The sequence below is a fragment of the Pantoea sp. SIMBA_079 genome, from assembly GCF_046940275.1.
Taxonomy (GTDB): Bacteria; Pseudomonadota; Gammaproteobacteria; order Enterobacterales; family Enterobacteriaceae; genus Pantoea; species Pantoea borealis.
Window position 1 is genome coordinate 60,735 of record NZ_JAWRYR010000002.1, and the last position, 24,517, is coordinate 85,251.

At 53.3% G+C, this 24,517-nt stretch carries 26 protein-coding genes; 11 read left to right on the forward strand and 15 right to left on the reverse strand.

Going from position 1 to position 24,517, the window contains the following annotated elements:
* Positions 1 to 359: 359 nt before the first annotated feature.
* Positions 360 to 626: a DksA/TraR family C4-type zinc finger protein gene (locus tag SB719_RS04190; RefSeq protein ID WP_065647569.1), complete on the forward strand. Its 267-nt coding sequence runs from the start codon at positions 360 to 362 to the stop codon at positions 624 to 626.
* Positions 627 to 646: 20 nt separating this feature from the next.
* Here SB719_RS04190 and SB719_RS04195 read toward each other — a convergent pair whose 3' ends face one another.
* Positions 647 to 1,702, reverse strand: a complete 1,056-nt coding sequence (locus SB719_RS04195; RefSeq protein WP_065647568.1) for a diguanylate cyclase — start codon at positions 1,700 to 1,702, stop codon at positions 647 to 649.
* A 343-nt stretch (positions 1,703 to 2,045) separates the two neighbouring features.
* Complete coding sequence (locus SB719_RS04200; RefSeq protein ID WP_412158926.1) at positions 2,046 to 3,095, reverse strand: NAD(P)-dependent alcohol dehydrogenase; 1,050 nt, start codon at positions 3,093 to 3,095, stop codon at positions 2,046 to 2,048.
* A gap of 109 nt (positions 3,096 to 3,204) precedes the next feature.
* Between SB719_RS04200 and SB719_RS04205 the strand changes: the two genes are divergently transcribed.
* Complete coding sequence (locus SB719_RS04205; RefSeq protein ID WP_293005438.1) at positions 3,205 to 3,606, forward strand: winged helix-turn-helix transcriptional regulator; 402 nt, start codon at positions 3,205 to 3,207, stop codon at positions 3,604 to 3,606.
* 33 nt (positions 3,607 to 3,639) lie between these two features.
* On the opposite strand, the gene SB719_RS04210 is transcribed toward SB719_RS04205, so the two are convergent.
* The 5 genes from SB719_RS04210 to SB719_RS04230 form a co-directional block, all read right to left on the reverse strand.
* Positions 3,640 to 4,461: a Cof-type HAD-IIB family hydrolase gene (locus SB719_RS04210; RefSeq protein WP_293005440.1), complete on the reverse strand. Its 822-nt coding sequence runs from the start codon at positions 4,459 to 4,461 to the stop codon at positions 3,640 to 3,642.
* A 242-nt stretch (positions 4,462 to 4,703) separates the two neighbouring features.
* Positions 4,704 to 5,810 (reverse strand): ABC transporter substrate-binding protein, encoded by a 1,107-nt coding sequence (locus tag SB719_RS04215; protein WP_304234424.1) that lies wholly within the window; start codon positions 5,808 to 5,810, stop codon positions 4,704 to 4,706.
* A 352-nt stretch (positions 5,811 to 6,162) separates the two neighbouring features.
* On the reverse strand, positions 6,163 to 7,134 hold the full coding sequence (locus tag SB719_RS04220) for a ParB family protein (protein WP_412158927.1): 972 nt from the start codon (positions 7,132 to 7,134) through the stop codon (positions 6,163 to 6,165).
* A gap of 7 nt (positions 7,135 to 7,141) precedes the next feature.
* Complete coding sequence (locus SB719_RS04225; protein WP_412158928.1) at positions 7,142 to 8,341, reverse strand: AAA family ATPase; 1,200 nt, start codon at positions 8,339 to 8,341, stop codon at positions 7,142 to 7,144.
* A gap of 1,070 nt (positions 8,342 to 9,411) precedes the next feature.
* Positions 9,412 to 10,341, reverse strand: coding sequence for a RepB family plasmid replication initiator protein (locus tag SB719_RS04230; RefSeq protein WP_065647561.1), 930 nt, complete (start codon positions 10,339 to 10,341; stop codon positions 9,412 to 9,414).
* 398 nt (positions 10,342 to 10,739) lie between these two features.
* Between SB719_RS04230 and SB719_RS04235 the strand changes: the two genes are divergently transcribed.
* The 3 genes from SB719_RS04235 (at position 10,740) to SB719_RS04245 (ending at position 14,191) form a co-directional block, all read left to right on the forward strand.
* On the forward strand, positions 10,740 to 12,116 hold the full coding sequence (locus tag SB719_RS04235; protein WP_412158929.1) for an aldehyde dehydrogenase family protein: 1,377 nt from the start codon (positions 10,740 to 10,742) through the stop codon (positions 12,114 to 12,116).
* A 54-nt stretch (positions 12,117 to 12,170) separates the two neighbouring features.
* Positions 12,171 to 12,770, forward strand: coding sequence for an NTP transferase domain-containing protein (locus SB719_RS04240; protein WP_412158930.1), 600 nt, complete (start codon positions 12,171 to 12,173; stop codon positions 12,768 to 12,770).
* Positions 12,771 to 12,880: 110 nt separating this feature from the next.
* On the forward strand, positions 12,881 to 14,191 hold the full coding sequence (locus SB719_RS04245; RefSeq protein ID WP_065647558.1) for an MFS transporter: 1,311 nt from the start codon (positions 12,881 to 12,883) through the stop codon (positions 14,189 to 14,191).
* Positions 14,192 to 14,275: 84 nt separating this feature from the next.
* Here the strand turns inward: SB719_RS04245 and SB719_RS04250 are convergent, their stop codons facing one another.
* Positions 14,276 to 14,824 (reverse strand): helix-turn-helix domain-containing protein, encoded by a 549-nt coding sequence (locus tag SB719_RS04250; protein ID WP_065647557.1) that lies wholly within the window; start codon positions 14,822 to 14,824, stop codon positions 14,276 to 14,278.
* Between the two features lie 101 nt (positions 14,825 to 14,925).
* Here SB719_RS04250 and SB719_RS04255 point away from each other — a divergent pair, with 101 nt between their 5' ends.
* From SB719_RS04255 to corA, 3 genes are all read left to right on the forward strand, one after another.
* Complete coding sequence (locus SB719_RS04255; protein WP_304234414.1) at positions 14,926 to 15,600, forward strand: AzlC family ABC transporter permease; 675 nt, start codon at positions 14,926 to 14,928, stop codon at positions 15,598 to 15,600.
* Complete coding sequence (locus SB719_RS04260) at positions 15,590 to 15,910, forward strand: AzlD domain-containing protein (RefSeq protein ID WP_304234412.1); 321 nt, start codon at positions 15,590 to 15,592, stop codon at positions 15,908 to 15,910. The genes SB719_RS04255 and SB719_RS04260 overlap by 11 nt, the downstream gene beginning before the upstream one ends.
* A gap of 121 nt (positions 15,911 to 16,031) precedes the next feature.
* Complete coding sequence (gene corA, locus SB719_RS04265) at positions 16,032 to 17,036, forward strand: magnesium/cobalt transporter CorA (RefSeq protein WP_304234411.1); 1,005 nt, start codon at positions 16,032 to 16,034, stop codon at positions 17,034 to 17,036.
* Between the two features lie 58 nt (positions 17,037 to 17,094).
* On the opposite strand, the gene SB719_RS04270 is transcribed toward corA, so the two are convergent.
* On the reverse strand, positions 17,095 to 17,829 hold the full coding sequence (locus SB719_RS04270; protein WP_412158931.1) for an SDR family oxidoreductase: 735 nt from the start codon (positions 17,827 to 17,829) through the stop codon (positions 17,095 to 17,097).
* Positions 17,830 to 17,948: 119 nt separating this feature from the next.
* On the opposite strand from SB719_RS04270, the gene SB719_RS04275 reads away from it, so the two are divergent.
* Complete coding sequence (locus SB719_RS04275) at positions 17,949 to 18,905, forward strand: AraC family transcriptional regulator (protein ID WP_292968954.1); 957 nt, start codon at positions 17,949 to 17,951, stop codon at positions 18,903 to 18,905.
* 62 nt (positions 18,906 to 18,967) lie between these two features.
* Here SB719_RS04275 and SB719_RS04280 read toward each other — a convergent pair whose 3' ends face one another.
* Positions 18,968 to 19,495: a chorismate mutase gene (locus tag SB719_RS04280; RefSeq protein WP_314686362.1), complete on the reverse strand. Its 528-nt coding sequence runs from the start codon at positions 19,493 to 19,495 to the stop codon at positions 18,968 to 18,970.
* A gap of 297 nt (positions 19,496 to 19,792) precedes the next feature.
* A complete protein-coding gene (locus SB719_RS04285) occupies positions 19,793 to 20,005 on the reverse strand; it encodes a hypothetical protein (protein WP_412158932.1) in 213 nt (70 codons plus the stop codon).
* Positions 20,006 to 20,151: 146 nt separating this feature from the next.
* Between SB719_RS04285 and SB719_RS04290 the strand changes: the two genes are divergently transcribed.
* Positions 20,152 to 20,550: a response regulator transcription factor gene (locus tag SB719_RS04290; protein ID WP_304234404.1), complete on the forward strand. Its 399-nt coding sequence runs from the start codon at positions 20,152 to 20,154 to the stop codon at positions 20,548 to 20,550.
* 106 nt (positions 20,551 to 20,656) lie between these two features.
* Here the strand turns inward: SB719_RS04290 and SB719_RS04295 are convergent, their stop codons facing one another.
* Complete coding sequence (locus tag SB719_RS04295) at positions 20,657 to 22,081, reverse strand: MFS transporter (protein WP_412158933.1); 1,425 nt, start codon at positions 22,079 to 22,081, stop codon at positions 20,657 to 20,659.
* A gap of 125 nt (positions 22,082 to 22,206) precedes the next feature.
* Between SB719_RS04295 and SB719_RS04300 the strand changes: the two genes are divergently transcribed.
* Positions 22,207 to 22,863, forward strand: coding sequence for a helix-turn-helix transcriptional regulator (locus tag SB719_RS04300; RefSeq protein ID WP_412158934.1), 657 nt, complete (start codon positions 22,207 to 22,209; stop codon positions 22,861 to 22,863).
* A gap of 9 nt (positions 22,864 to 22,872) precedes the next feature.
* Here SB719_RS04300 and SB719_RS04305 read toward each other — a convergent pair whose 3' ends face one another.
* The 3 genes from SB719_RS04305 to SB719_RS04315 all read right to left on the reverse strand — a co-directional run bounded on the left by SB719_RS04305 (position 22,873) and on the right by SB719_RS04315 (position 24,437).
* A complete protein-coding gene (locus tag SB719_RS04305; protein WP_412158935.1) occupies positions 22,873 to 23,646 on the reverse strand; it encodes a hypothetical protein in 774 nt (257 codons plus the stop codon).
* A gap of 169 nt (positions 23,647 to 23,815) precedes the next feature.
* Positions 23,816 to 24,067: a DUF4113 domain-containing protein gene (locus SB719_RS04310; protein ID WP_412158936.1), complete on the reverse strand. Its 252-nt coding sequence runs from the start codon at positions 24,065 to 24,067 to the stop codon at positions 23,816 to 23,818.
* Positions 24,042 to 24,437: a hypothetical protein gene (locus SB719_RS04315; RefSeq protein WP_412158937.1), complete on the reverse strand. Its 396-nt coding sequence runs from the start codon at positions 24,435 to 24,437 to the stop codon at positions 24,042 to 24,044. Before SB719_RS04315 ends, SB719_RS04310 begins: the two co-directional genes overlap by 26 nt.
* Between the last annotated feature and the right edge of the window lie 80 nt (positions 24,438 to 24,517).

Genomic DNA, 24,517 nt, shown 5'->3' on the forward strand with positions numbered 1-24,517 from the left:
TTTCTTTACCGCTTCGCTTTATTAACAAAACAAACACCCTATATTTCCTGGCTGATTTGGAAATGGCTTTTTTATTAGCCAGCAACATGACTGAATATATTTGTACAACGAACACCCCTTTGTACACTTTTATTAAAGATATAAATTCATACTTCAACGTATTTAAAATAAGAAACGACATAACTCTATATTTAATAAAGAAAAATTGCATATTTGATGCATCTTATCGTTACCTGCGCGAATGGCGGGTATTTCGTTTGAGGAAGCAGCAATGAGGTATGAGTGCAACCGCACGCAAAGTGTGACGTGCGCATTGCTGCTGACTATAGTTAATGTTCAGCGATGATAAGGGGGACTTTATGGCTGGTGGCTGGTCCGAAGATGGCGCAGTCCAGAAACAGATTGATGCAACGGTAGATGATGCTATTGCCCGGGCACGAAGTCATCTGAAGCAGGGTGAAAGTGCCCGCTTCTGCGATGAGTGCGGAGAACCCATACCCGAAGCGCGTCGCGCGGCACTGCCCGGCGTACGCTACTGTATTCAGTGTCAGTCTGAACTGGATAAGAAAGAGGCCAGCAGTAGCGGGTATAATCGCCGGGGCAGTAAAGATAGCCAGCTACGTTAGCTGGCTGAGGATGTTGTGACTCAGCTCCAGAGCAGGACGTTGTTACGCCCTGCCCGCTTGACCTGATAAAGCGCTTCATCCGCATGGCGTAGCCAGTCGCGCAGAGAATCAGCACTGCTTGCCGGAGCGATACCGATGCTCACCGTGCAGTGATAATCGGGAGCGGCCGGTAAAACCACCTGCGCGATTTTTTCACGGAGTCGCATCGCCAGAGCCACTACGGTGTCATCACTGGCATGGTGAACGATAACGCTAAGTTCATCACCGCCCAGGCGCGCAGGAATATCCTGAATACCAACATAATTACGCAGCAGAGCCGAGATCTCAGCCAGCAGAAAATCGCCTGCTTCATGTCCCCATGTGTCATTAACGGCCTTGAAATGATCCAGATCCAGCAGCAGCAGATAGCCGTTACTGTCACCACGCCGCGTACTTAAAAACTCACTCTCCAGACGTCGCTCAAACAGCCGTCGGTTAGGGATCTGCAGGCCCGGATCCATCAGGGCCACGCGCTCCAGTTCACGATTACGCTTGCGCAGTTGCCAGGTGAGATTATAGGAGGCAATACTCAGCGCCAGCATATAGCAGCTGGCCAGCGGCAGCGTCAGCCACACTGTTTGCATGGTAAATGCACTCTCTGCCCGTGCGCCATCAAGTATCCATACCGGTAAAAAAGAAACGATAAATGCTTTAACGGCTGATATCAGCAACGTGCTGCCGCCCGCCGCATAGCGATCGGAAGCCAGCACTGCCATGATAATGACGGAAGGCACCGGACTGAGCGACATCAGCGCCACCCAGATCCCGCCAAAAGCGGCGTCTAGCGTAAGATTGCTACGTTCAGCACTGGTCGGGTCTTCAGCGCGCAATGCACGCTGGCAGGCGAGCCATGGCCAGGCAAACGCATTAATGAACAGCAAACCGCTGTAAAACAGCTCACGCTGCATATCGAGCAGCACAGAAAGAACAGGGAAAAAACAGAGCACAGTGCCGAGCTGCCGCATAAAAAACATGCGCCGGACAAAACGTCTCGACCGTTTTTTCAGATGATCATCATCAGGGGTATAATAGTTCATTCTAAGAAAAGTCTGATCAACAGGAACCGCAGTTTATCGGGAAATAAGCGCAGGCAGCCAATTATTTTGACGCTGGGACTTTGTCGATTGAAGTTACTGCGCTTATGTAATTACGCCTGTACCTTGCTGCGTATTTTAGTATCACTATTTTATCAAAAAAATAGTGATAATTATCAGAGGCATAAATATGGCAAATCTGTATACGTGCGATAAACATTGCAGTGTTCAGGCCGCCAGTACAGCCTGGCTTAAGAAAGCTCTTTTTTTCAGATGGCGCGGTTACCACGCTATCTGAACAGTACCTGTTGGCGATTTCAGGCTGAAATCGCCGTTAATCATAGACTTACCACTGAGTCGCCTGCATATCAATGACGAAACGATAATGCACATCGCCGCGCAGCATACGCGCAAATGCCTGTTCTATGTCGCGTCCTGTAATGATCTCAATATCCGCCACGATATTATGCTGACCGCAAAAATCGAGCATTTCCTGCGTTTCCTGTACGCTACCTATCGAAGAGCCAGTGATGCTCAGCCTGCGGAAAACCATTGGCGTTATATCAGGTGAGGTATGAGGCCGATCCGGAATGCCTACCAGCACCATGCGTCCATTGGTTTTCAGCGTGGCGAGATAAGGATTAAGATCGTGTGGCGCTGCCACGCAATTGATAATGATATCCAGTGAAGTCTGACAGGCCGCCATCTCCTCCGCATCCCGTGATACCACTACCCGACTGGCCCCCAGACGCAGTGCGTCGTCGCGCTTGGCTGCAGAGGTAGTAAACAGGGTGACATCTGCTCCCATTGCACAGGCCAGCTTAACCGCCATGTGTCCAAGTCCGCCCAGCCCGACCACGCCCACGCGGTCTCCTGCTTTGACGTTAAAGTGGCGCAATGGCGACCAGACCGTAACACCAGCGCAAAGGAGCGGTGCAACGCCTGCTGGTGACAGGTTTTGCGGAACAGCGACCACGAAGTGTTGATCGACAATTACGTTTTCAGCATACCCTCCCCATGTGGTACCGCCGGTATATTTGTCGGTTCCGTTATAGGTCGCAGTAAAACCTGCTTCGCAGTATTGCTCTTCATGCTGCTGGCAGAAATGACAGGTCCGGCAGGAATCGACCATTACGCCAACGCCAACCATATCGCCGGGTCTGAATTTGCTGACGTCATTGCCGGTCTCTATTACCCGGCCAACGATCTCATGGCCCGGTACCAGCGGATACTGGCTGACGCCCCATTCATTGCGCGCCATATGCAAATCAGAATGGCAAACGCCGCAATAAAGCACCTCGATTTTCACATCCTGGTGTTGTAACGGACGCAGAGCAACATTGTCAGATGTCAGGGGAGCGGTTGCATTATGCGCAACCAGTGCATTGATTTTCATTGTGCCTCCGGCAAAGATGGCTTAATAAGTTAAGAGGCGGCAGACTATAGTGAATGCGAAAAAAAATTAACAGTAGGCACCAAACGGTGACCTTATAAGGAGTCAGGTAATGCCAGCCTGGGAAGAGGGTAAACTGGTCTTTTATGCGGATTCACCCCCGCGCAGACTGCTGGAACTGTTCTCTGTCAAATGGAGCACAATGGTGCTGCATGCGCTTTATCACTGGCCGGATCACTGTGCCAGAACCGGCGAATTGCAGCGCAGTCTGCAGGGCATATCGAAAAAAATGCTGTTTCAGACGCTAAAGGCGCTGGAACAGCGCGGGCTGGTTGAACGACGGGAATATGCGGTTACGCCAGCTAAAGTCGACTACCGGCTTACCCCGCTGGGAATGACCTTTGCCCGACCGGTAGAGGAGATGTACGCGTGGGGGCTTGAGAACCAGGCCGCGCTGGACAGTATGGAAGCCAATCTGCACGCAGCACGGCTTAACGCAGAGTCAGAGGAGTAACAGAGTCGCTGCCGGCGACTCTGTCTGACAGAGTTAGTTAAACGGCGCTTCCCGGGCCAGCAGGCGCGCAATGACGTTAAGCGCGCCCTCTTCATTATTATTCTGCGTACGATAACGTGCGACTGCCGAAACCGACGGGGCGGCGTTATCCATGGCAAAGCTGTAGCAGGCCTGCCGCAACATCTCTATATCGTTTGCACTGTCGCCTATCGCCAGCACTTCACAATCATCAATGCCCCACTTTTGCTGCAGCATTGCAATGCCATGCGCTTTATGACAGCCCGGAATGATCAGATCAATAAAGCCAAATCCGCTGGAGACCGGATGCATGATGTTCTCAATTGCACTCAGCTCGTGATGCAAACGCGTCATCAGCGCCTCAACACCTTCATGCTCCAGATTCAGTGAGAATTTAAATATGGTGTCATCGATGCTGCTCAGATCGTCGCGCTTTTCCAGCCGGCGATAATGATTGCTGAGCTTATTGACGATATGTTCAGGCATCGAAGTATGCACATAGGCGCTGTTACGACCGCAGACCACGACGCTGATATCAGGCTCTTTTGCCAGAATAGTGAGGATCTGCTCTACCCGCTCAGGCGCCAGCTCTCCGCAAAACAGCTCTTCATTGCAGTCTGAAACCCAGGCCCCGTTTTCCGCGACGAAAGCGATCTCATCCTTGATGTCAGGAAAATAGTGCTGCAGCTGATAATACTGATTGCCGCTGGCCACAACAAAGCGGATCCCTTTCTCTTTAAGCAGTGCATACTGGCGGGCAAAACGCTGCTGATTATAGTGCTTGTTGTCATCAAGGAAGGTGCCATCCATATCTACTGCAATCATCTTAACTGCCATTATTCTCTCCCGTATTGAATCTGTCGTCAGCGCGTCCGGCCTGTCATAAAGTATAAGCTTACTCGCGACATGGATTAATGAGAATGTTAATAGTGACGATGTTCACTGCTTTCAGAGATTTCTCGCTGGTCAAAGTGGAGTACCTTCACCCTTTACTGATTACAGTGAATGAGACGAGTGATGCAGCAGTGCGAGACAGGCAGAAAAGGATGCCGGCGGCGCGTTACGGCCGCCGGACTGAATCAGTGATTATCAGGATAGCTTAGCGTAATTGCATCATCAGGCAGATGCGTAAAGGTCTTAACCAGCTGATGGTAATCGGCTACCGGATTAAGCGCTGCAAACTGTTGTGGATAGAGATCCTTCGCCAGAATTTCCATGCCGATGATATTCCAGGGGTGATTGTAGAAATGGTGATAGATGCCATAAACCCGGTCCTGCTTAACCGGTTCAATCTGTGCCACGCCGGTACGGTGCGTCAGCGTCTGGAAGGTCGCGGTAACGTCCTGAGGCTTAACATCGTAGCCAAACGGCAGGACATTATTGTTCGGCCGCTTTGAGCCAGTCATGATATAGACGTCTGGCTTCATCGCGATGATTTTTTCCAGCGAGACAAATCCTGAATTACCCGGTAAAAGTGCAGAGCCAATGTTTTTGCCCCCTACTGCTTCAATCAGGCCGCCCCAGCCATTATGACTGTGCGTAAAACAGCAGTTGTCACTGTTACCGGCAATGGGCTCAATAAACACGGTCGGTTTTGTTTCAACGCTTTTTACAGTGTTTGTGATGGCCGACATTTTTTGCTGATAGAAGGTTGTATAGTCACGGGCTTCATCTTCACGATTGAGGATCTCTCCAAGCAGTGAGACGCTTTTGGCCGTGTTCTGTGCCGGATGGAGTTCATAGTCAACAAACACAACCGGTATATGCAGGTTTTCGAGCGTCCTGATCACGCCAGACTGAATCAACGCCGGTTTTGCACGTAACTGTGCAATCATGACATCAGGGTGCTGTGCCAGCACGCTTTCAAGATTAACCTGTCCCTGATCGTTGAATCCCATATCAACAATTTTTTCCGCCTGCGGCCAGCGTGCCTTCAGCATTTGCCAGGTTTGCGTGTCCTGCTTTTTAGGCAGGTTATTCCAGGCCACAACGCGTTCAAAAGGATTGTCACGATCGAGCAGGGCAAGCGTCAGTACATCACGCCCATCCTGTAAAATAATATGCCGGGGCTCTTTAGAAAACGTATGTTGCTGTCCATCCAAATCGGTGATGGTCAATGGATAGGTGGTGGCTGACGCTGATACTGCTACACCCAGAGTCAACACCATGCCGCACAGAACTTTCATTTGAACTCCCTTCTTTACTGAATAGTAATTATTATCATCTAATTTATCATAACTCTGAAGGCTCAGGCAGGTTACGTATGGCTGCGGTTGTAACGGAATGCGTCATCTTCCGGTATCTCTGTTTGCCTTCTTGCGCATAAAGGGGAGATCAGAAGAATGAATCAGGACGTTGATTGATGAGAAGGGTTCATAAATCTGTAAATCCGCAATGCGCGCTGGCAGAGTTTACTATCGTATAACCTGAAACAGTGGCGATTTCAGGCTGAAATTATTAGCATAACTCCAGACGGGACAATGACTTAGACATGAAATTGCAGTGGCGAACGTTAAAAGCCGCCCGCAGGCGGCATGGTTACTGCTCCAGGTATTTAGCAAGCGTGCTGCTGATCACCTTGTCCAGTTCATCCTGGAGCTCTTTAGGCTGGCGACTGAATTCATAACTGAAGGTTCGCCCTTTGGATTTTTTCCGGGCATACCGATCTTTATCGGCAAAGTTCCAGAGCGGCGTCGTGACGATTTTCTCTTTTCCAGGCGCCTCAAGCAGGGCGTTACTGCCATTGCGCACCAGACGTAGAATCGCATTCTTGACTTCATCCTCAGCCAGTCCCTCTTCAAAGGCAACGTCATCAATATCTGCACTGATCGTCTCAACCAGCGTTGTTATGCTCTGTTGTTTCTCCTGCAGCTTTTCATACGCCTGAAGCAGCAGCTTATAGTCCGGATAGGCGAGTTCAGCATGGTTAGGAAACAGCATAATCAGTTCAGCTGGCACGCTCGCTGCCTGTAAAGCGCGTGTCACTTTCGCTTGTGACAGCCCCTGTTGTTCAGCAATCTCTTTTTGCGACAGACCACTCTGCTTTAACGCAAGCAGACGCAGGCCGACTTCGCGCAGATTGTGCTCACGCGCGGTCTGAATATCCTGAGCCAGACGACGCGCCTCTTCGGCAGAGATATCTTCATCAGTCACCAGTATGCTCAGGCCCGTTTTGCATAAAAGTGCGGCTGCACGACGGCGCGATCCATCAAGCACCTCGATACGGTCACCGCGCTTTACCCCAATAGCGGGAAAAAACTGCTGCAGTTTAATTGTACGAATAATGTCACGCAGAGATTCTGGCGTCAGGCCCGACTGGTCACGCCCATTCGTCTCCTGCACAACAAATGTCTTTGTTTCCACATCGCGGGCAGAAACGTGCTGAAGTGAGAACAACGCACGCTTGCCGGTATTCAGCACAAACGTTTGCGTATGTTCTGCAGCCTTATCTTCATTTTGCAGAGGTGACTGGCTGAAAGTACGGCCAATAGTAATGCGTTTTGCGCTCATCTTAACCTCAGTTCAAACGAATAAATTCAATACGGTCAAATACGGCTTTGGCAAAATCCTCCGCAGCTGAACGGGCGTTTTTCAGGGCCTCACTGCTGCCTACATAGGTAGAAGGATTCGCTGAAATGACCGTATCAAACGACTCACCACAGCGCTCAAACCCATCAAGCCGCGGCAGGGCGGCATCCAGCATATCACCGCCGAAAATCTCTTTAGCCAGGCTGTGGCACATCTTATGATCGGCTTTATTGGAGAGCTTTGACATAAAACCAATATTGCCCTGCAGCCGGCACTCAGCCCCTGAGGCTTCAATAATCCCGACCAGCTCAGGCAGTCGGGTGAGATATTTGAGCGTTGAATGAAAATCGACCTGTGCCGGGGGAACGGGCGTCATCAGCAAATCAGAGGCAGCAATCGCATTTTTGAGAAAGGCATCCAGATGCGGACCACTGTCGATAAAAATAAAGTCATAATCTTTTTTCAGCTTCGCTACAACGTTTTGATACAGCACGGCGTGCACGTTCTGACCAGGCAGATGCTCGTGACAGAGCTCCTCCCAGCGTGAAGCAATAAACGCATCATCAATGGAGGCCGGCAGCACATCTACGCCCGGGATGATAGAAGGCACGATAAAATCGCTTTTCAGCTCTTTTCCGCTGACATTCTGTAGCATCGCCTGCGCGGCGGTAGCCTCAACCAGTCCAACAGAACGTTCATGATTCAAAAACATGGTGGCAGAGGATTGCGGATCGAGATCGATGACCAGAATGCGTAAATCTTCAAACAGCAGGTGCGGATGGGCCCGCAACGCATGCGCCAGGGAGACGGTTGAAACCGTTTTAGAGACGCCGCCTTTCAGATTGCCTACGAAGAGGGTATACGCTTCAGCGTAACGATCGCGATATTTAGGCACGCCCCGGTGATGGTAGATATCGACAATATTTTCAATCGACATTGCGTATTTGGTGGAACTGCCGGCAGCGCGTTTATCAAACACATAGCCGTTTTCTTCCATCTCATTGACCGCGTAATCAACGCTGGCGCGCGTCAGCTTAGGCAGTTTGGCCAGTGCGGCTTTCGCATAGACCTGATAAAACGTGTTTTCTTTGAGTTCTTCTTTTTGCGCCTGAATCTGTTCGGTGAGACTCATCAGCATTCGTTCTGAACGTTGAGCAACCTTCAGAATCTGCTTCTCATCATTAGCCATACCTGCTCCACACATGTAGGATTTATGACTTTATACTTAAATCCTGCACATAAGGCAATTACTTATCCTGTAAACCAGATTGCTCAATTATAGGTACAGAGTGAGTTGCTCATAGCATTCACTGTGATCAGTAACCGCTATCCGTACGGGCAATAGCGTTCACTGTAATCAGTAAAAGCAGGGCTGCAGCCAGTCCGGGCGGGAAGCACACGCCTGAACATTCACTGTAATCAGTAAATGGCGATGCTGGCGTTCACTGTAATCAGTAAAAGAGCCGATAACGGTTTGCCTCGCATACCGTATGCAAGAGAGGAGAGCGTTGTGCGTCAGCGTAGTGAGCCTGAATAATCCGGCATGTTCACTATAATCAGTAGCTGACTGCAGGAAGAGAAGAGCCTTTTCTTCAGCATTCACTGTAGTCAGCCGATCCCGACGAGTTAATCCTTCAGGCAAAAACGTTCACTGTAATCGGGAGAACGCGATGCCGCTTCCGGTAAAACCAGAGACACTTTAACCGCATACCGTCAGCACATTCACTGTAGTCAGTAGCCGGGCGGCCAGTTTTGCCATAAAGGAGTGACTATTCACTGTAATCAGTAACGGCACACTATCCTTCTGCTATCAGCATTCACTGTAATCAGGAGACTGGCCAGAATCCGCCCCGGGCGACCTGCGTGACAGCAGTATACCGGGCTTTATGCCCTGTTATGTTTGGATACCGTAGCCGTTCTTGCTCTCGTACTGATTACAGTGAACAGCAGCATTGCACTCTTTTCACTGGTGCGGGCAGGGCAGGGGGTATGGTTAGACATTCACTGTAATCAGCAGCCGCGATCGAAAGACGCTGCCCAATGATGTATGTTAGTACTTACTATCAATATAGCCCGCAGCAAACGCAAAACGTAACCGGCTGTTTAGCCAGATCAACATAAATCTACTGCTTATAGTGAACGTTACTGACTACAGTGAACAGGCGAGGACAATGCAGAGTTGAGACACTGATTAGCGCTGCACGGCGGGCGCAGCGCAGCAGCGGGAAGACGTTTTACTGATTACAGTGAATGCCACCACTATTCATCAAAATCTATCTCGTCCAGCACATCGATGCTCTCCAGATTTCCGATACCATCCAGCTTGGGCGTCCTGCTGTGGATGATGAAAAACACCGAACGTCCGCGCTTAACCTCAGAGTAATCAAGATAGCCTATCTCTTTCAGCTGCTCCATGGCACGACGCACCACATGGTTCTGCGTGGTGGTCTTTGAACCCAGATTAAGACGCATACGCAGTCGCGCCAGCGAAATAGGCGCCGGATTAACAGGAAGGCTTTCCAGATAGGTATAAAGCGCCTGCGCAGACTCTTTACGTTTCAGACGCGAAATGGCCCGCAGCTGAAGCAGAACTTTGTGATCAAAGTTATATAACTCAAACAGCTTCGGATCGGCCTGAATACGAACCAGATCCTTTTCCCGATCGTAATAGGCAGATTGCACAAGGTGCGTGTGATAAGCCTTGCCGTTGCCTTCAAAGGAGAGCGTATTGGTTGCAATGCGCCGTAAAGAGGCATCCAGGCGCCTGCGCAAAGCTGCAGAAGAGTTAGCTGACGGAATACCACACATCTTAACAAAATCGATAAAAGGCAGCGTAACCGTGTCGCCTTTCGTCGGATAGCGTGAGAAAGACTGAATAATACCTGCCCAGGTTTTAAAATCGTTGTCCATATCCAGCCTCGCGCCGGTTATAGTGATCTTTTCATATCCTTCGGCTTTCACCAGTGACAGGTTTTTCAGCTCTTTTGTCGCATCAGTAGACGCCATAGCCCCTGATTTGCCACGAGCAGTGGATTTAAGAGTAGGAACAAACAATCCCAGACGCATCAGTGCCACAGGCTGAACCGTATTATTCTTGTTAGGATGAAGCTGGATAACTTCACCGCTGTTTTTTGTCACCGACAGAAAAGGTTCCAGTAACGCCTTGTTTTTACTCTCGTTGTCTGCCATGGCATGAGATCTTCATTTTGTGGATGAAAGGGATCGTTTTCTGACTACAGTGAACATTAGCACTGATTATAGTGAACATTCCACAGAGTATAGTGAATATAGCACTGATTACAGTGAATGCTTTACTGATTATAGTGAACAGCGTCACCCTTTGAAGCCTTGTGTGGCGCGGCCTGCGGCGATCGGGGATCTCTTAGGATCTATCTTTGATCTCTTTATGATCTCTTATTAGGATCTGGTTTATGTATAAGTGGATAACTCAGGATCCGGCAATACATCGTCTCTGTGCAGTTGCTTTCAATAAAAGAATAACTTGCTCAATATTATTCATTTTATATCAATAGTAATCGGGCGTATCGTGATACACATAATCAACAGCAATGTACTGAGGAATTCTGATGACTGACCATGTGATTTCACGCAATCCTGCAACGGGTGCCATTCTCGCAACATATCCGCTTCAGACCCCCGGGGAACTTGATCACTCCCTTGCACAGAGTGCTAAGGCTGCTGAGCTGTGGCGTAATACACCGATTGAACAGCGTGTAAAGGTACTGCGCCAGTTGGGTGAACAGCTGCGTCAGCGTCAGGATGAGCTGGCAACCATGGCCACACAGGAGATGGGAAAACCGATCGCTCAGGCACGGGCAGAAGTGCTGAAATGTGCCAGCTTATGTGACTGGTATGCTGAAAATGGTCCGGCCATGATTGCCGACAAACCGGCTCCGGTAGAAGGTGAGCAGGCGTGGCAGTCATTCAGACCCCTGGGCGTCATACTGGCTGTTATGCCGTGGAATTTTCCTTACTGGCAGGTTCTTCGTGGCGCTGTCAGCATGCTTCTTGCCGGCAATACTTATCTGTTAAAACATGCACCGAGCGTAATGGGGTCAGCTTATCTGATGGCTGAACTGTTTGAGGCAACAGAGCTGCCGCACGGTGCTTTCACCGTTATTAATACGGACAATGAAGGCGTTTCTGCGGCGATAAACGATCCGCGCGTTGCCGCCGTTGCAGTCACCGGGAGCGTACGCGCAGGCGCCGCTATCGCAGCACAGGCCGGCGCAGTACTTAAGAAAACAGTGCTGGAGCTGGGAGGGGCCGATCCCTTCATTGTACTGGCCGACGCCGATCTTGACGCTGCCGTCGCTTCAGCCGTTATCGGCCGTTATCAGAATACCGGACAGGTCTGCATGGCAGCGAAGCGCTTTATTATCGAAGAGAGTATCGCGGCTGAGTTTGAAGCACGCTTCAGCCAGGCTGTAGCCGCGCTGAAGATAGGCGATCCGCTTGATGAGCAGACCTTTATCGGTCCGATGGCACGTTACGATCTGCGCGATGAGCTGGATGCACAGGTGCAGCAAACGCTTAAAGAGGGCGCCCGCCTGGTACAGGGTGGCCATAAAATTGATGGTGAAGGGAATTACTATGCCCCTACCATTCTGGCTGACGTCACGCCGGAGATGACAGCTTTTCAGCAGGAAATTTTTGGCCCGGTAGCGGCAATTACCACGGCACGTAATGCTGAACACGCGCTTGCCCTGGCTAACAACAGCGATTTTGGCCTGAGTGCCACGGTCTGGAGCCGCAATGAAACAGTGACCGGCTGGCTGGCAGAACGCCTGGAAACGGGAGCAGTGTTTATCAACGGTAACGGCGCATCCGATCCGCGCGTCGCAATTGGCGGCGTAAAAAAGAGTGGCTATGGCCGTGAGCTTTCCAGTTTTGGCGTGCATGAGTTCTGCAATATCCAGACAGTATGGAAAAGCCGTCGCTAACTGCCCTGAGGCGCGCAATACTGTGCGCCTCACGATTTTCGGGCAGCCACTAATATGAAGAGTCCGGGCATTATTATCCTTGCAGCAGGGCGGGGAACTCGTTTTCAGCAGGCGGGAGGAAAGGGCAACAAGCTGCTTGCCATCTGTCCTGACAACACCGGTGCACTTCATCCTCTGCTCAGTATGACGCTGCGTGCAGCGCAGCGCAGCGGCCTGCCGCTTCTGCTGGTAACACGACCTGAATATACCGCAATACAGGCGCTGGCTGCGGCGCAGGCGATACCGGTGCTGTGTGTCAGCAGTGCAGGCAGCGGTGAGACTATTGCTGCTGCCGTTCACGCCACTCCGCACTGGTCTGGCTGGCTGATCCAGCCTGGCGATATGGGCTGGGTCACTGCAGACGATCATCAGCGTATCGCCAGCGCGCTCTCTGAAGGCGCCTGCCAGGTCCGTCTTTGCTGGCAGGACAAGCCCGGCCATCCGGTCGGCTTTGCAGCAGAATATGGCCCGGCAATGGGTCAGTTAAAAGGGGACAGCGGCGCCCGCTCGCTGCTTGATCCCGCCCGCCTGTTACGTTTGCCGGCGCACGCTGGCGTTGTCCGCGATGCCGATCTCCCCGTTACCGGTACTCCGTTCGCCCCCCACAGGAAATAGTGGCGCAGGGTGATAATTACCGCTACTCTCGCGCGGTCATATTTATGCGATCGGGTAACATAAACCCGGTTGACAGTTCCTGTTCAGAGTCATGATATGCGGAGAGAGTGATGAGCGCAGTATCCGATCCTTCAGTAATTCAGTCGCGGCGGGAGAGTGCCGCTATCTATCGAAAAATAACGTTAAAACTGATCCCCTTTCTCTGCCTGTGTTATCTGGCAGCTTATCTTGATCGCATCAATATTGGCTTTGCCAAACTGCAGATGGCAAGCGACTTAACGCTAAGCGAAACAGCATTTGGCCTGGGGGCGGGGCTGTTTTTTGTGGGTTACATTCTGTTTGAAGTGCCGAGCAACCTGTTCCTGCAACGCACCGGCGCCCGGATCTGGATCGCGCGGATCATGATCAGCTGGGGAGTGCTCTCCGCGTTAACCCTGCTGGTGAAAACGCCGGGCCAGTTCTATACGATCCGCTTTTTACTGGGGGTGGCAGAAGCAGGGTTTCTGCCGGGCGTGCTGTTTTATCTGACCCGCTGGTTTCCCTCATGGCGGCGTGGCCGCATTATTGCGCTGTTTATGCTGGGACTGCCACTTTCCAGCATCATTGGCGGGCCGCTTTCTGGCTGGATCATGACGCACTTCGACACACTGCACGGGCTGCATGGCTGGCAGTGGCTGTTTCTGCTGGAGGGCCTGCCGAGCATCTTACTGGGGCTGATGACGCTGCGCATGCTGCCGGATGGCCCGGTGCAGGCATCCTGGCTGAGCACGCATGAAAAGCAGGTCATTGCTGATGAGCTCCGCAATGATGCGGGCGAAGCGGCTGAAGCGAAACACCGGTTACGGGATGGCCTGCTTAATCTGCGGGTGGTGATGCTGGGCGGGATTGATTTTTCCATACTGCTCAGCGCTTACGCCATGGGCTTCTGGTTACCCACGCTGCTGAAAAAAGCAGGCTCAACCGATCTCACCACGATTGGGTATCTCACGGCGATACCAAGTCTGGCCGCACTGGCTGGCATGCTGCTGATTGGTGCCAGCTCAGATCGGCTGCGTGAACGCCGCTGGCATATCATTGTCCCTTTTATCATCGGTGCAGCCGCAATGGCCTGCAGCCCGTTCTGGAGCAGCAATGTGGCTGTGACGGTGCTGCTGTTTTCTATTGCACAGGCGATGATCATTGGTGCCGTGCCGGTTTTTTTCAGCCTGCCTGCGACTTTCCTGACCGGTACTGCCGCCGCCGCTGGTTTTGCGCTCGCCTGCTCCATTGCCAATATCGCGGGCCTGGTCAGTAATTCCGTTATGGGGATTGCGCTGGATATGACCGGCAGCAGCGACGGGGCGTTGTGGCTGTTTGCTGCCTGTTTATTGCTAAGCTGTCTGCTGGTGCTGGCTCTGCCGGCAAAACTGGTTAACCGGTAATCGCCTTTAAGCGCGCCTGTTGCGGGCGCGCTTTACTGATTACAGTGAACGTTGCTCACACAGTTAGTCAGGCTCAGGTGAGAATCAGTTCTGCTCGGAAAGTTGCACCGCCATGGTGTCAGCTTCCAGAGCTTCAAACACGTGGGGTTCATCAGCGGGATAGCAGATGTAATCGCCCGGATTCAGCTCTACCGGCGCATCGCTGGGCCCTACGCGGGCACGTCCGCGGGCAATAATAACGTGTTCAACCGAACCCGGCGGATGCGGCTTTGAAGCGCGTGGCGCGCCTGGCTGACTGGTCACCAGATAGAGATCGCGTCGCCCGCCAGGCGGGCAGCTGGCCAGCAGGGCCGCCTGGTAATCAGCCAGTTCAGCAGAGACAATCATCCCTTCACCCTTACGAATAACCTGCAGGCGTTGCACCTCTGGCTCCAGCAGGCGAGCAAAGGGAATATTTAACGCCACACAGAGCGCCCAGAGGGTTTCAATGCTGGGATTGCCGTTGCCCGCCTCCAGCTGAGAGAGCGTTGATTTTGCCACCCCTGCGCGGCGAGCCACTTCGGTCAGTGAAAGTCCGGCACGCTGCCGCTCGCGGATCAGCCCGGCGGCAATAATATCAATCGGTGGTGTCACAGCGGCTCCTGTTCGTTTTATCGAACGTTTGTTCATCTTGTAAAACATCTCCTGCGCGTTCATTATACTGTCTTTATTGTTCGATATGAGATCAATATGTGATGCGTGCAGGGATTAACGTGCTTGATCGCGGCGTAATAAAAGCGATTGTTCTGGTCTGTCTGGCTGACGGTATTGTCGGCCTTTCCTATGGCTCACTGGCGGCTGCGCAGGGCTTTCCGCTGTGGGTGCCGATAGCGCTCTCAACCCTGGTGCTGGCGGGGGCATCAGAGTTTCTGTTTATCGGCATTGTGGCCGGTGGAGGAAGCCCGCTCACTGCCGCAGCGGCAGGGCTGCTGGTCAATGCGCGTCATCTGCCGTTTGGTATTGCGGTAAAAGATCTGGTGGGTCAGGGAGCCCGCAGCCTGCTTGGCTGCCACATCATGAACGATGAAAGCGTGGTATTTGGTATCTCTCAACCAGCGTTACAGCAGCGCCGGGTGGCCTACTGGCTGTGCGGGCTGGGTATTTTTGCAGTCTGGCCGCTCACCGTTATCGGCGGCGCCTTGATTGGCCGCTTTATTCCTGATGTTTCCGCAATCGGACTGGATGCCGTTTTCCCGGCAATTTTGATTGCGCTGATTTTTCCGGCGCTGCGCAAGCGGCGAACACGCATTCCGGCGCTGGCGGGGACAGCGCTCTCGGTGGCGGTCACGCCTTTTGTGCCGGCAGGAATGCCGGTGCTGTTTTCACTGCTTGGGCTGCTGAGCTGGCGGGAGCGTAAAGATGGACAATAGTCTGGTCATTGCGGGTATCGTACTGCTGGCCGTCGGAACGTACGCTATTCGTTTTGCCGGATACCGCCTGGGCAGCCGGCTGCCGATGTCAGAAAAAACGCGCAATATGCTGTCAGATGCTGCCACGGTGCTGCTGCTGGCGGTGGCGGTAACAACTGCCCTGTTTGAAGGAACACATTTTGCCGGTATCGCCCGGGTAGCAGGCGTACTGTTTGCCGTTTTTCTGGCGTGGCGACGTGCGCCGCTGATTCTGGTCATAGTCGGTGCTGCAGTAATGACAGGATTACTGCGCTATCTGGGCGTATCGTAACGATTTCTCTGGCTGGCAATATCCGCTCTTCACGACTTTTGCTACCTTAACACTATAAAGCGTCGCTCCCGAACCCTTGTCACAGAGCGGCAGAGTAAGCCAGAGCAGGATTGAGGCAAAGATGGAAAACCAGGAGCAAAACAGCAATCACGCCGATGAGATCGTCAACTGCGTGGTGTACCGTCATGGCGAGCGGGAAGAGCATGTCAATGTTGCAGAGATCAGCGATATCCTGAAAGAAGATAAATCGTTCGTCTGGCTTGGGCTGTATCAGCCCGAACCTGCATTCATGCAAAAACTGCAGGAAGAGTTCGGACTGCACGAGCTGGCGATTGAGGATGCTCTGCTGGCGCATCAGCGTCCCAAGATTGAACAGTATGGCAAATCCGTATTCATTGTGGTTAAGACAGCGTATATGCAGGCGCAGCAGCACATCACATTTGGCGAGACGCACTTCTTCCTGGGCAAAAATTTTCTCATCACTGTACGCCACGGTTCGCGCGAAGGATATGCTGCTATCCGGGAAAAAGCGGAAAAGAATCATGCCATGCTGTGCCAGGGGCCAGGCTATGCGCTCTACTGTATTCTCGATTTTATCGTGGACAACTACAGTAAAATTACGCAAACGCTCAGCGAGCGCATCGGTAATCTCGAAGATAACATGTTCTCCACGCGCTTTGATAACCACGCGCTGGAGCAGGTTTATCATCTGCGACGTCAGCTGCTGGCGCTGCGCAATGCCGCGATGCCGGTCACTGAAATCTGCCCGCAGCTGGTTCGCTTTCATGAAGATATTATTCCAAAGAATCTGCGAGCCTACCTGCGCGATGTGCAGGATCATGCGCATCACGTCATGATTGATGCAGAAGATATGCGCGAAACGCTGGCCAGTGCTATGCAGGTCAATCTGGCGCTGGTTTCTGTACAGCAGAGTGAAGTGAATAAAAAGCTGGCTGGCTGGGGTGCCATTTTGATTGTGCCGACCATAGTGTTCAGTATGTATGGCATGAACTTCTCCGATATGCCGGAGCTGCACAGTCATTTTGGTTATCCGGTTGCGCTGGGATCAACGCTGCTTATCTGCTGTATTATGTGGTGGCGACTGAAACGCGCGGGCTGGCTGTAACGGCGCCCGCGCGCGGATACCTGAAATTTCAGCCTGAAATCGCCAGGATTTTTATGGCTTAAAACGGGCTGGCAGTAGGGCGCAGCGTGATTTCACTGACATCAACTTCGCCAGGCTGGTCGATCGCCCAACCGACCGCCTGCGCTATCGATTCCGGTTTAAGGGCAATAGCCCGAAAGCTGCGCATCGCTTCCTGTGCCACTTCATCAGTGATGCTGTCAGCCAGCTCAGACTCCACGACGCCCGGATTAATAACGGTGACGCGCAGAGCGGGTGACTCCTGCCGCAGCCCTTCAGACACCGCGCGCACCGCAAATTTCGTGGCGCAGTAAACCGCCGCGGTGGGTGATACCGTAAGCGCACCAATGGAGGCGATATTGATAATATGCCCTGCCTGCTGCTGTTCCATAGCCGGCAGAACCGCAGCAATGCCGTACAGCACGCCGCGTACATTGACATCCAGCATCTGGTCCCACTCCTCAACTTTCAGGGAACGCATGGGAGAGAGTGGCATTACGCCTGCATTGTTGATCATGACATCGATCCGCCCATATTTTTCCAGGGCCAGACGCGCTAATGCCTGAGTGTCCGCACGCTGTGTCACATCTGTGGTCAGGTACTCTATCCGGGCACCCTGCTGCTGCAGCTCATCACACAACGATGCCAGCCGTGTAGCCCGACGAGCCCCCAGGATCAGCCTGTGACCCTGTCTGGCCAGGTAGCGGGCGATGGCTTCCCCAATCCCGCTGCTCGCACCGGTCAGGATAATTACTTTCGCTTTTGCATCAGTCATCTTTTTTTCCTCATGTAAAGTCGCCCTGCTATTGTTGGAAAATACCGCAACCGTCAACAGACCTATTCACGGCGCATCTTTGCCCAATCCTCTCGCGTGAGGGGCGGGCGCTGCGTCTCATGACGATGCTGAGTCTTAACTATCCGGGAGAACGTGTGATGAATGACGTGCAGCAGCAAATTTGCACCTTGCTGAACCAGCTGGCGCGACAGGAGGGATATACAACCTCTCTGCTGGATAGCGTGTTATTTATGCGCGCTAATCAGCAGTGGGCCCGCACACCGGTGCTCTATGAACCGGGCATCATCATTATTTGTCAGGGAGCCAAGCGTGCCTTTCTGGCGGATAACGTCTATCGCTATGATGCCCAACACTATCTGGTGTTATCGGTGCCTTTGCCTTTCTCAGCGGAAACGGAAGCAACGTCTGCTGAACCGCTACTGGGTCTGGCTATTCGTTTTGACGTAAATGTCCTGGCGAAACTCATTGCGCAGGTGCCGGAAAAGCCCGCGGGTGAAGAAAAGGCAGCCGCCGCGATTATCTCTACGCCGCTGGATAGCGCACTGTTACAGAGCACGCTGGCGCTGCTTCAGGTATTACGGGATCCACTCGAAGCCCGGATACTGGGGCCGGGCCGTGTGGAAGAGATCTGCTTTCGTATCCTGATGGGGCAGCAGGGTGCTGCTGTACGCGCGGCGCTGGCTTATCAGGGCCATTTTGGCCGCATTGCCCGCGCCCTGCAGCAACTTCATGACAACTGGCAGCAGCCCATAAACGTCACGCAACTTGCCCGGGAGGCGGGGATGAGCGTGCCGCGCTTTCACCTGCATTTCAAAACCGTTACGCACACTTCACCTATTCAATATCTTAAATCCCTGCGCTTACATCGCGCCCGACTGATGCTGATCCAGCAGAACATGACGGCTGCCGGAGCGGCGGCACGCACAGGCTACGAGAGTGATTCACAGTTCAGCCGCGAATTTAAGCGCCTGTTTGGCCGTAGCCCGGCAGAAGAGGCGCGCATAATGAAACAGGCATTCCGGCTGCAGTCAGCAGGGTCCGGTGAGCTTTTCTGATCTGACAGCATTGAAGGCTTTCAACACCTTGCCCATAATGCTGACCCGTCACGGGCAGCGGCTTACTGGCGTTTTATTTCGTTCAGCGTCTGCCACAGGCGCAGCACCTCTTTCTCACTGAGATTAGGCTGCTTTACCGTCTGTATAAAGGTGTCACGATCGGGCAACTTTTTATGCTGCAGATTTTCATTAATATCCCTCAGAATCGTTGTGTTGAGCTGGCTCAGCCGTGTCCTGATGACATCAAGTGGCTGAGGCTGCCATCCGGCTTCAGGCGCTGTCAGCCAGTCTGCGCGATAACGGTACTGAATCGCTTTCGCCGCATCCATCTGTGCCTGAATAAAGGGTCTGACAGAATGGCCATCCAGCCCCAGCTTTTCCGCTTCCGCTACGGACTTCGCCAGCACGTTCGCCTCCTGCTGTAAATCCTCTATGGGCAAATGCCTGACAGCTTTATAACCGGCAACATCTTTCATCCAGCTGAGTCGCTGATTAACGTTTTCTGCTACGTCAGTGGCAGATGCCATTATGCTGCCGGAAAAACAGATCCCGGCAAAAAGCAGGGCAAAATGCAATTTCTTATGGAGCATCGTTACACCTCTTTATACGTTATTCCGCCTGCGGCATGAGTTTAGAGTGGTACTGCAGGCTGCGCTATCCAGACTACTGCTGATAGTGTTCTGAAAACGATTGTGGAAAGATCACACCCGGTAAACGCTGAATAATTCAGTGTCTTAACAAAGCACTATGCCGCAGATGCATTGCCTGTGAAAGATAAGCGATTATTTTTGCTGACTATTGTTGATTCTGTTCACACTATGCCGATGGTTTGCAGGAGAGTAGCAGGCCTGACAGACGTATCCTGTGCAGCAGGCCGGATATCACGTTTATGGCATCGAGCTGAACAGCGGGATCCGCTGCGGCAGGCAGCGAACTTTTCTGAAAATACGCGCATGCAGGGGTGGCGACTGCTCATAAATCAGTACCAGATGTTTGTTCGGAGCAGAGCGGACATCAGCATCGCACAGCGTGCGCGGACAGGACTGAACGATAACAACAGGGCTTTCCTGCTGACAGCCCGACTGAAGCCTGTACGTCATTTTGTTGCTTTCTTCCGGACAGTTCCGGGCCGGGCAAGCGCTGATAGCAACCCTGGTTTTGCGCACGAGCGCCCGGCGGCAACGGGTAAACAGCGCCACATATGGCGCAGAGATAACGTTAATTTTTCCGGCAGCGGAGTAATGGAATGAGCGCGAAAGTGTGGTTAGTGGATGATGATTTGTCAGTAAGGGAGTCGCTGGGATTTCTGCTGAAAACTGTGGATTATGAGGTGGCCGATTTCGGCGAGCTGGCTGCGTTTGATGCCGCGGCCACTGCAGAACCGCTGCCGCTGCGCGGCTGTTTGCTGGTGGATGTCCGGCTATCCGGCATCAGTGGGCTGGAGTGGCTGACAGCACAGCGCGCCCGTCATCCTCTGCTGCCGGTCATTCTTATGACCGGATATGGCACCCTTGATACCTGCCGCAGTACGTTTCAGGAGGGTGTATTTGACGTTTTTACCAAGCCGCTGGATATTGAACCGCTGCTTGATACCCTGCACCGCGCGATGAACGAGAGCGAACAGCGCGCACTACAGCAGAACTGATCCTGTCTGTTACGTCGTCCGGCCAGCCGGTGAGTTCTCTGGATCCCCACACAACGCTTTGCGCAAGCCAGAGCGCCTCTGACAGCTCAACAGAGGCGTTCCGGTTTTAGCTGACTTTCTGCTGCTTAAATCCGGCGATGACCTTTTTAGCGCTCAGCAGAGAGAGCATCGGGGCACCTGCCATGACAGCAAAAAGCAGCCAGGCCGCAGAGGAGGCGCCAGCGATCCCCCCCGGCGCGGACAGGCCACCGGCGTTGGCAAGCATACCGGCTATGGCGGAGCCCAGTGCGGTAGCAAACAGCTGAACCGTGGTGATAGACGTTGCGGCAGCGTCCTGATCGTCTGCGGGAGCCACCTGCAGGATGCGCGTCAGTAGATGGGGCCAGCCCAGCCCGATACCAAAACCAATCAGCGCCAGTCCTGTCCCGATCAGCACAAGTATCTGTCCGTCGCTGCTGGCTGAGCGCGGAGTCACAATAGCCAGCAGCACCATGCCCGCCAGAACCAGCGCCGGCCCTGCGGCAATTGCGCGCTTAATGCCCCGCGTCTGCCAGCCGGAGCTCCAGATCTCCGATACCGTCCAGCCTGCGGCCATCAGCGCCGCCACATAGCCCGAGATCAGCGGCGTCTGCCCATGCAGGATTTGAAGAAAATAGGGCACAAAGGTTTCGCTGGTCATGCCGATAATGAGCAGAGCCATCGTGATGTAGAGCGCCAGCAGAGGCGAATTCAGACGCAGCGCATTACGCGGTAACAGGCGGGTTTCACTGATAAACTCCTGGCGAATTAACAGCAGCAGCAGAACAACCGCTGCAGATATCCCGGCTATATTCACCGCAATGTCAGAGGACATGCTCGCTGCGCTCACGGTCATAACGGCCGCAACCAGTAACAGCAGCTGCATCCAGGGGAGCTTTCCGGTGTGGGAAGTATCGGTACGATTATGAGCAGGGAAAATCAACCACACCAGCAGCATATAACTCAGCGTGACGGGGAACAGTATGCCAAACGCCATGCGCCAGGCGTCCATTTCAGCAAATATTCCTCCGGCCGCCGGGCCCAGAAGCGTCGCCACGCCCCACATGCCGGAGATCAGCGCCATCGCGCGCGGCCAGAGCTTTTCCTCAAAAACGGCATAGATCATGGCATAGCAGAGCGCGAACAGAAAACCACCGCCCAGCCCCTGTAGCGCCCGACCTGCCAGCATTACCGGCATAGCGGGCGCCAGTGCGCAGACCAGACTACCCGCGATAAACAGCAGCGCCGCCAGCAGATAGGCCTGTCGCGCGCCCGTCACCGCCAGCAGACGCGCGGTCAGCGCTGAGCCCAGTATTGAGGCGACGACAAACAGCGTTGTGTTCCATGCATAGAGGTGGAGTCCGCCTATCTCCCTGATGACGGAGGGAAGCACCGTAGTGGCGATGTAAACATTAATGGCGTGCAGTGCAACGCCGCCTGAAAGCGCAATAGCAAAAAACAGGTTTTTGCCTCCCAGTAATTCACTCCAGCTTCCTTCCTGTCCTGACGACATATAAGCCTCCCGGCATGCGTTGCGTCATATGCCCCGTTGCTGAGCGCAGCGGGATCCATTACATTAATAAAACAAGACAACGCTTGGATTATTAAAGAGGGTAAAATATTTTGTCAAGCAATCGCTTGTTAAATACGGGTGAAAGCGCACAGGCAACACCAGAACGTTTGCTTTACCTGCTGAAAACGCGCGGGCCGCTGCAGTCTGCTGAGGCGGGAGACCTGCTGGACATGACGGCTGAAGCGGCTCGTCAGCAACTCAGCAAACTTGCGTCATCAGGACTGGTAGAGTCTTTCTCGCGGAGCAAAGGGGTAGGGCGTCCGGGACAGTTCTGGATGCTGACGCAGGCGGGACACGGTCGCTTTCCGGATGCGCATGCAACGCTGACAGTGCAGCTGCTGGATACGGTGCGGCACGCTTTTGGTGAACAGGCGATTGATCGCCTGATAGATTTGCGCGAACAGAGCAGCCGCGCCGCCTACCTGCGTGAGCTACAGGATGCTGCCAGCTTGCGGGAGCGGGTTGCGCGCCTGGCAGCCCTGCGGTCGCTGGAGGGCTATATGGCGGAGTATGAGGAGCAGGCCGACGGCACGCTCCTGCTGATTGAGAACCACTGTCCCATCTGTGCCGCTGCCACCGCCTGCCAGGGGTTTTGCCGCGCTGAACTGATGCTGTTCAGTGAGGTACTGGAGGCGAAAGTAGAGCGCGTTGAACATATTCTGCAGCAGGCGCGACGCTGTGCATACCGCATCACGCCGCTGACAAACCTCGCGCCTGAATAAAGTACGCTGTTAATGCGCCGGGGCTGAGTGGATGGCTGGTCGCTGTGGTAATAGCCAGAGCAGCGTCACGATAAGTAGCGTCAGGGTCAGGGACGCACTATAGCGACTCAGCGCCATCCCGCCCGCCGCTAGCGGCTTATCGAGGAAATCACCGACAACTGCACCCAGCGGCCGGGTAAGAATAAAGGCGGTCCAGAAAAGTGCGGTGCGTGAGAAGGTCGTAAAGCGGCTGCCAGCCCAGACAACAGCAAGTGCGCCGGCAAACAACATCATGCTGCCCTCATAACCCAGTCCCTCCGTGTCTGCCGTCCAGTCGCCGAGTGCCGTACCCAGGGTTTGCGAAAACATAATTGTCACCCAGTAAAAAATCTCCGTCACGCTGGTATTGACTGAGCTTACCGCAACGGTACCGCAGGTCACGCGCCAGAGAAACAGCGTGAGTATTAACAGCGTGCTCAGCAGCAGCGTTCCGCCCGGATAGCCTATCCCGAGTGAGCGATCGGCAAAATCGGCCAGCGTGGTTCCCATTGTGGTGGTTGCCACCACAGTGATCCAGTAGATCCACTTATTGAAGCTGCTGTGTTTTATCTGAACAACGACGGCAACAAGAAAAATCAGGGCAAAAATCAGGGTGCCGGTGAAATAGCCCAGATTCATCGACATTGTGACTGCATCACCCCCGGTTTCACCAAGCGTTGTGGTAAGAATTTTCACTAACCAGAACGTTGCGGTGACTGTGGGTACTTTGCTTAAAGCGAGAGGCTGTGTGTTATTATTTTGCATGAAAGTGCTCCGGAAAAGCCCGGCATGGGCTGACAGAGCGCCCAGATTAACGGAGTATGCTTAAGCAAAAATTAAGCAGGATGGTAAATAGTGAGCGATAAGACGGGCAGTCAGGACTATGCCGGCGCTAAATAACGCCAGCAGATTATGTCCGAAAGGCTAAAGCTCATTATTTGATGACAGGGATATCAGCCAGGCGCGTAGTGTAACGAGGCGGCAGCATGTTACGTTTCATCTGCCACGCCTGGTTTTCTGTGGTCTGACTGGCAAAACCGATTTTCCCCTTGCCTGAACGGTTGATGGCGTCCAGCCCCTGCAGCGCAAAGGCTACAATGTCACGCGTGTCCGCCGTCGGATATTGCCAGCTGACGGGTGCCGTAGCCGAGTATCTGGGTTCATCGCCATAGCGCCCGGTCGTCACAGAGACGGTGAGATGCCGGCAGCGGGAGCCCCATCTCTTCCAGACGCTGGGCGATGCGCCAGCCAATACCCCAGATATCGCCAATAGGCGTCAGCTGCAGCAATTTTTGCTGGCGCCGGGTCTCCGAGAGATCGACCACGCCGTGTGTTTTCGTCCACTGCTTTGCTGCCTGATTCGCAAGCCTGGCCAGCGTTTTGGTCGGGCCAAAACCTACACCAATGGTCAGGCCGGTTTCCCGGCGAACGCGCTCGCGCATCTGCTGACCGAAGCGTTCCAGCGGCATATAACTGCTGATGCCGGTGACATCGAGAAAGCTTTCATCGATAGAGTACACCTCCTGCCCTGCAGCCATCTCGTCAAGTATTGCCATTATCCGCGCCGACATATAGTAAGTTAATTGGAATGCAACATCGACTGGCTAATCTTTGAGCAGCAATGCTGCTATCAGAG

Excerpts from the sequence above, each read along its gene's own strand:
- SB719_RS04260 (WP_304234412.1), top strand. The coding sequence starts at position 15,590 with ATGGACAATAGTCTGGTCATTGCGGGTATCGTACTGCTGGCCGTCGGA.
- SB719_RS04240 (WP_412158930.1), top strand. The coding sequence starts at position 12,171 with ATGAAGAGTCCGGGCATTATTATCCTTGCAGCAGGGCGGGGAACTCGT.
- SB719_RS04255 (WP_304234414.1), top strand. The coding sequence starts at position 14,926 with ATGCGTGCAGGGATTAACGTGCTTGATCGCGGCGTAATAAAAGCGATT.
- SB719_RS04235 (WP_412158929.1), top strand. The coding sequence starts at position 10,740 with ATGACTGACCATGTGATTTCACGCAATCCTGCAACGGGTGCCATTCTC.
- SB719_RS04295 (WP_412158933.1), bottom strand. The coding sequence starts at position 22,081 with ATGTCGTCAGGACAGGAAGGAAGCTGGAGTGAATTACTGGGAGGCAAA.
- SB719_RS04290 (WP_304234404.1), top strand. The coding sequence starts at position 20,152 with ATGAGCGCGAAAGTGTGGTTAGTGGATGATGATTTGTCAGTAAGGGAG.
- SB719_RS04200 (WP_412158926.1), bottom strand. The coding sequence starts at position 3,095 with ATGAAAATCAATGCACTGGTTGCGCATAATGCAACCGCTCCCCTGACA.
- SB719_RS04305 (WP_412158935.1), bottom strand. The coding sequence starts at position 23,646 with ATGCAAAATAATAACACACAGCCTCTCGCTTTAAGCAAAGTACCCACA.
- SB719_RS04315 (WP_412158937.1), bottom strand. The coding sequence starts at position 24,437 with ATGGCAATACTTGACGAGATGGCTGCAGGGCAGGAGGTGTACTCTATC.
- SB719_RS04230 (WP_065647561.1), bottom strand. The coding sequence starts at position 10,341 with ATGGCAGACAACGAGAGTAAAAACAAGGCGTTACTGGAACCTTTTCTG.
- SB719_RS04215 (WP_304234424.1), bottom strand. The coding sequence starts at position 5,810 with ATGAAAGTTCTGTGCGGCATGGTGTTGACTCTGGGTGTAGCAGTATCA.
- SB719_RS04210 (WP_293005440.1), bottom strand. The coding sequence starts at position 4,461 with ATGGCAGTTAAGATGATTGCAGTAGATATGGATGGCACCTTCCTTGAT.
- SB719_RS04275 (WP_292968954.1), top strand. The coding sequence starts at position 17,949 with ATGACGATGCTGAGTCTTAACTATCCGGGAGAACGTGTGATGAATGAC.
- SB719_RS04195 (WP_065647568.1), bottom strand. The coding sequence starts at position 1,702 with ATGAACTATTATACCCCTGATGATGATCATCTGAAAAAACGGTCGAGA.
- SB719_RS04285 (WP_412158932.1), bottom strand. The coding sequence starts at position 20,005 with ATGACGTACAGGCTTCAGTCGGGCTGTCAGCAGGAAAGCCCTGTTGTT.
- SB719_RS04220 (WP_412158927.1), bottom strand. The coding sequence starts at position 7,134 with ATGAGCGCAAAACGCATTACTATTGGCCGTACTTTCAGCCAGTCACCT.
- SB719_RS04270 (WP_412158931.1), bottom strand. The coding sequence starts at position 17,829 with ATGACTGATGCAAAAGCGAAAGTAATTATCCTGACCGGTGCGAGCAGC.
- SB719_RS04225 (WP_412158928.1), bottom strand. The coding sequence starts at position 8,341 with ATGGCTAATGATGAGAAGCAGATTCTGAAGGTTGCTCAACGTTCAGAA.
- SB719_RS04205 (WP_293005438.1), top strand. The coding sequence starts at position 3,205 with ATGCCAGCCTGGGAAGAGGGTAAACTGGTCTTTTATGCGGATTCACCC.
- corA (WP_304234411.1), top strand. The coding sequence starts at position 16,032 with ATGGAAAACCAGGAGCAAAACAGCAATCACGCCGATGAGATCGTCAAC.
- SB719_RS04245 (WP_065647558.1), top strand. The coding sequence starts at position 12,881 with ATGAGCGCAGTATCCGATCCTTCAGTAATTCAGTCGCGGCGGGAGAGT.
- SB719_RS04190 (WP_065647569.1), top strand. The coding sequence starts at position 360 with ATGGCTGGTGGCTGGTCCGAAGATGGCGCAGTCCAGAAACAGATTGAT.
- SB719_RS04280 (WP_314686362.1), bottom strand. The coding sequence starts at position 19,495 with ATGCTCCATAAGAAATTGCATTTTGCCCTGCTTTTTGCCGGGATCTGT.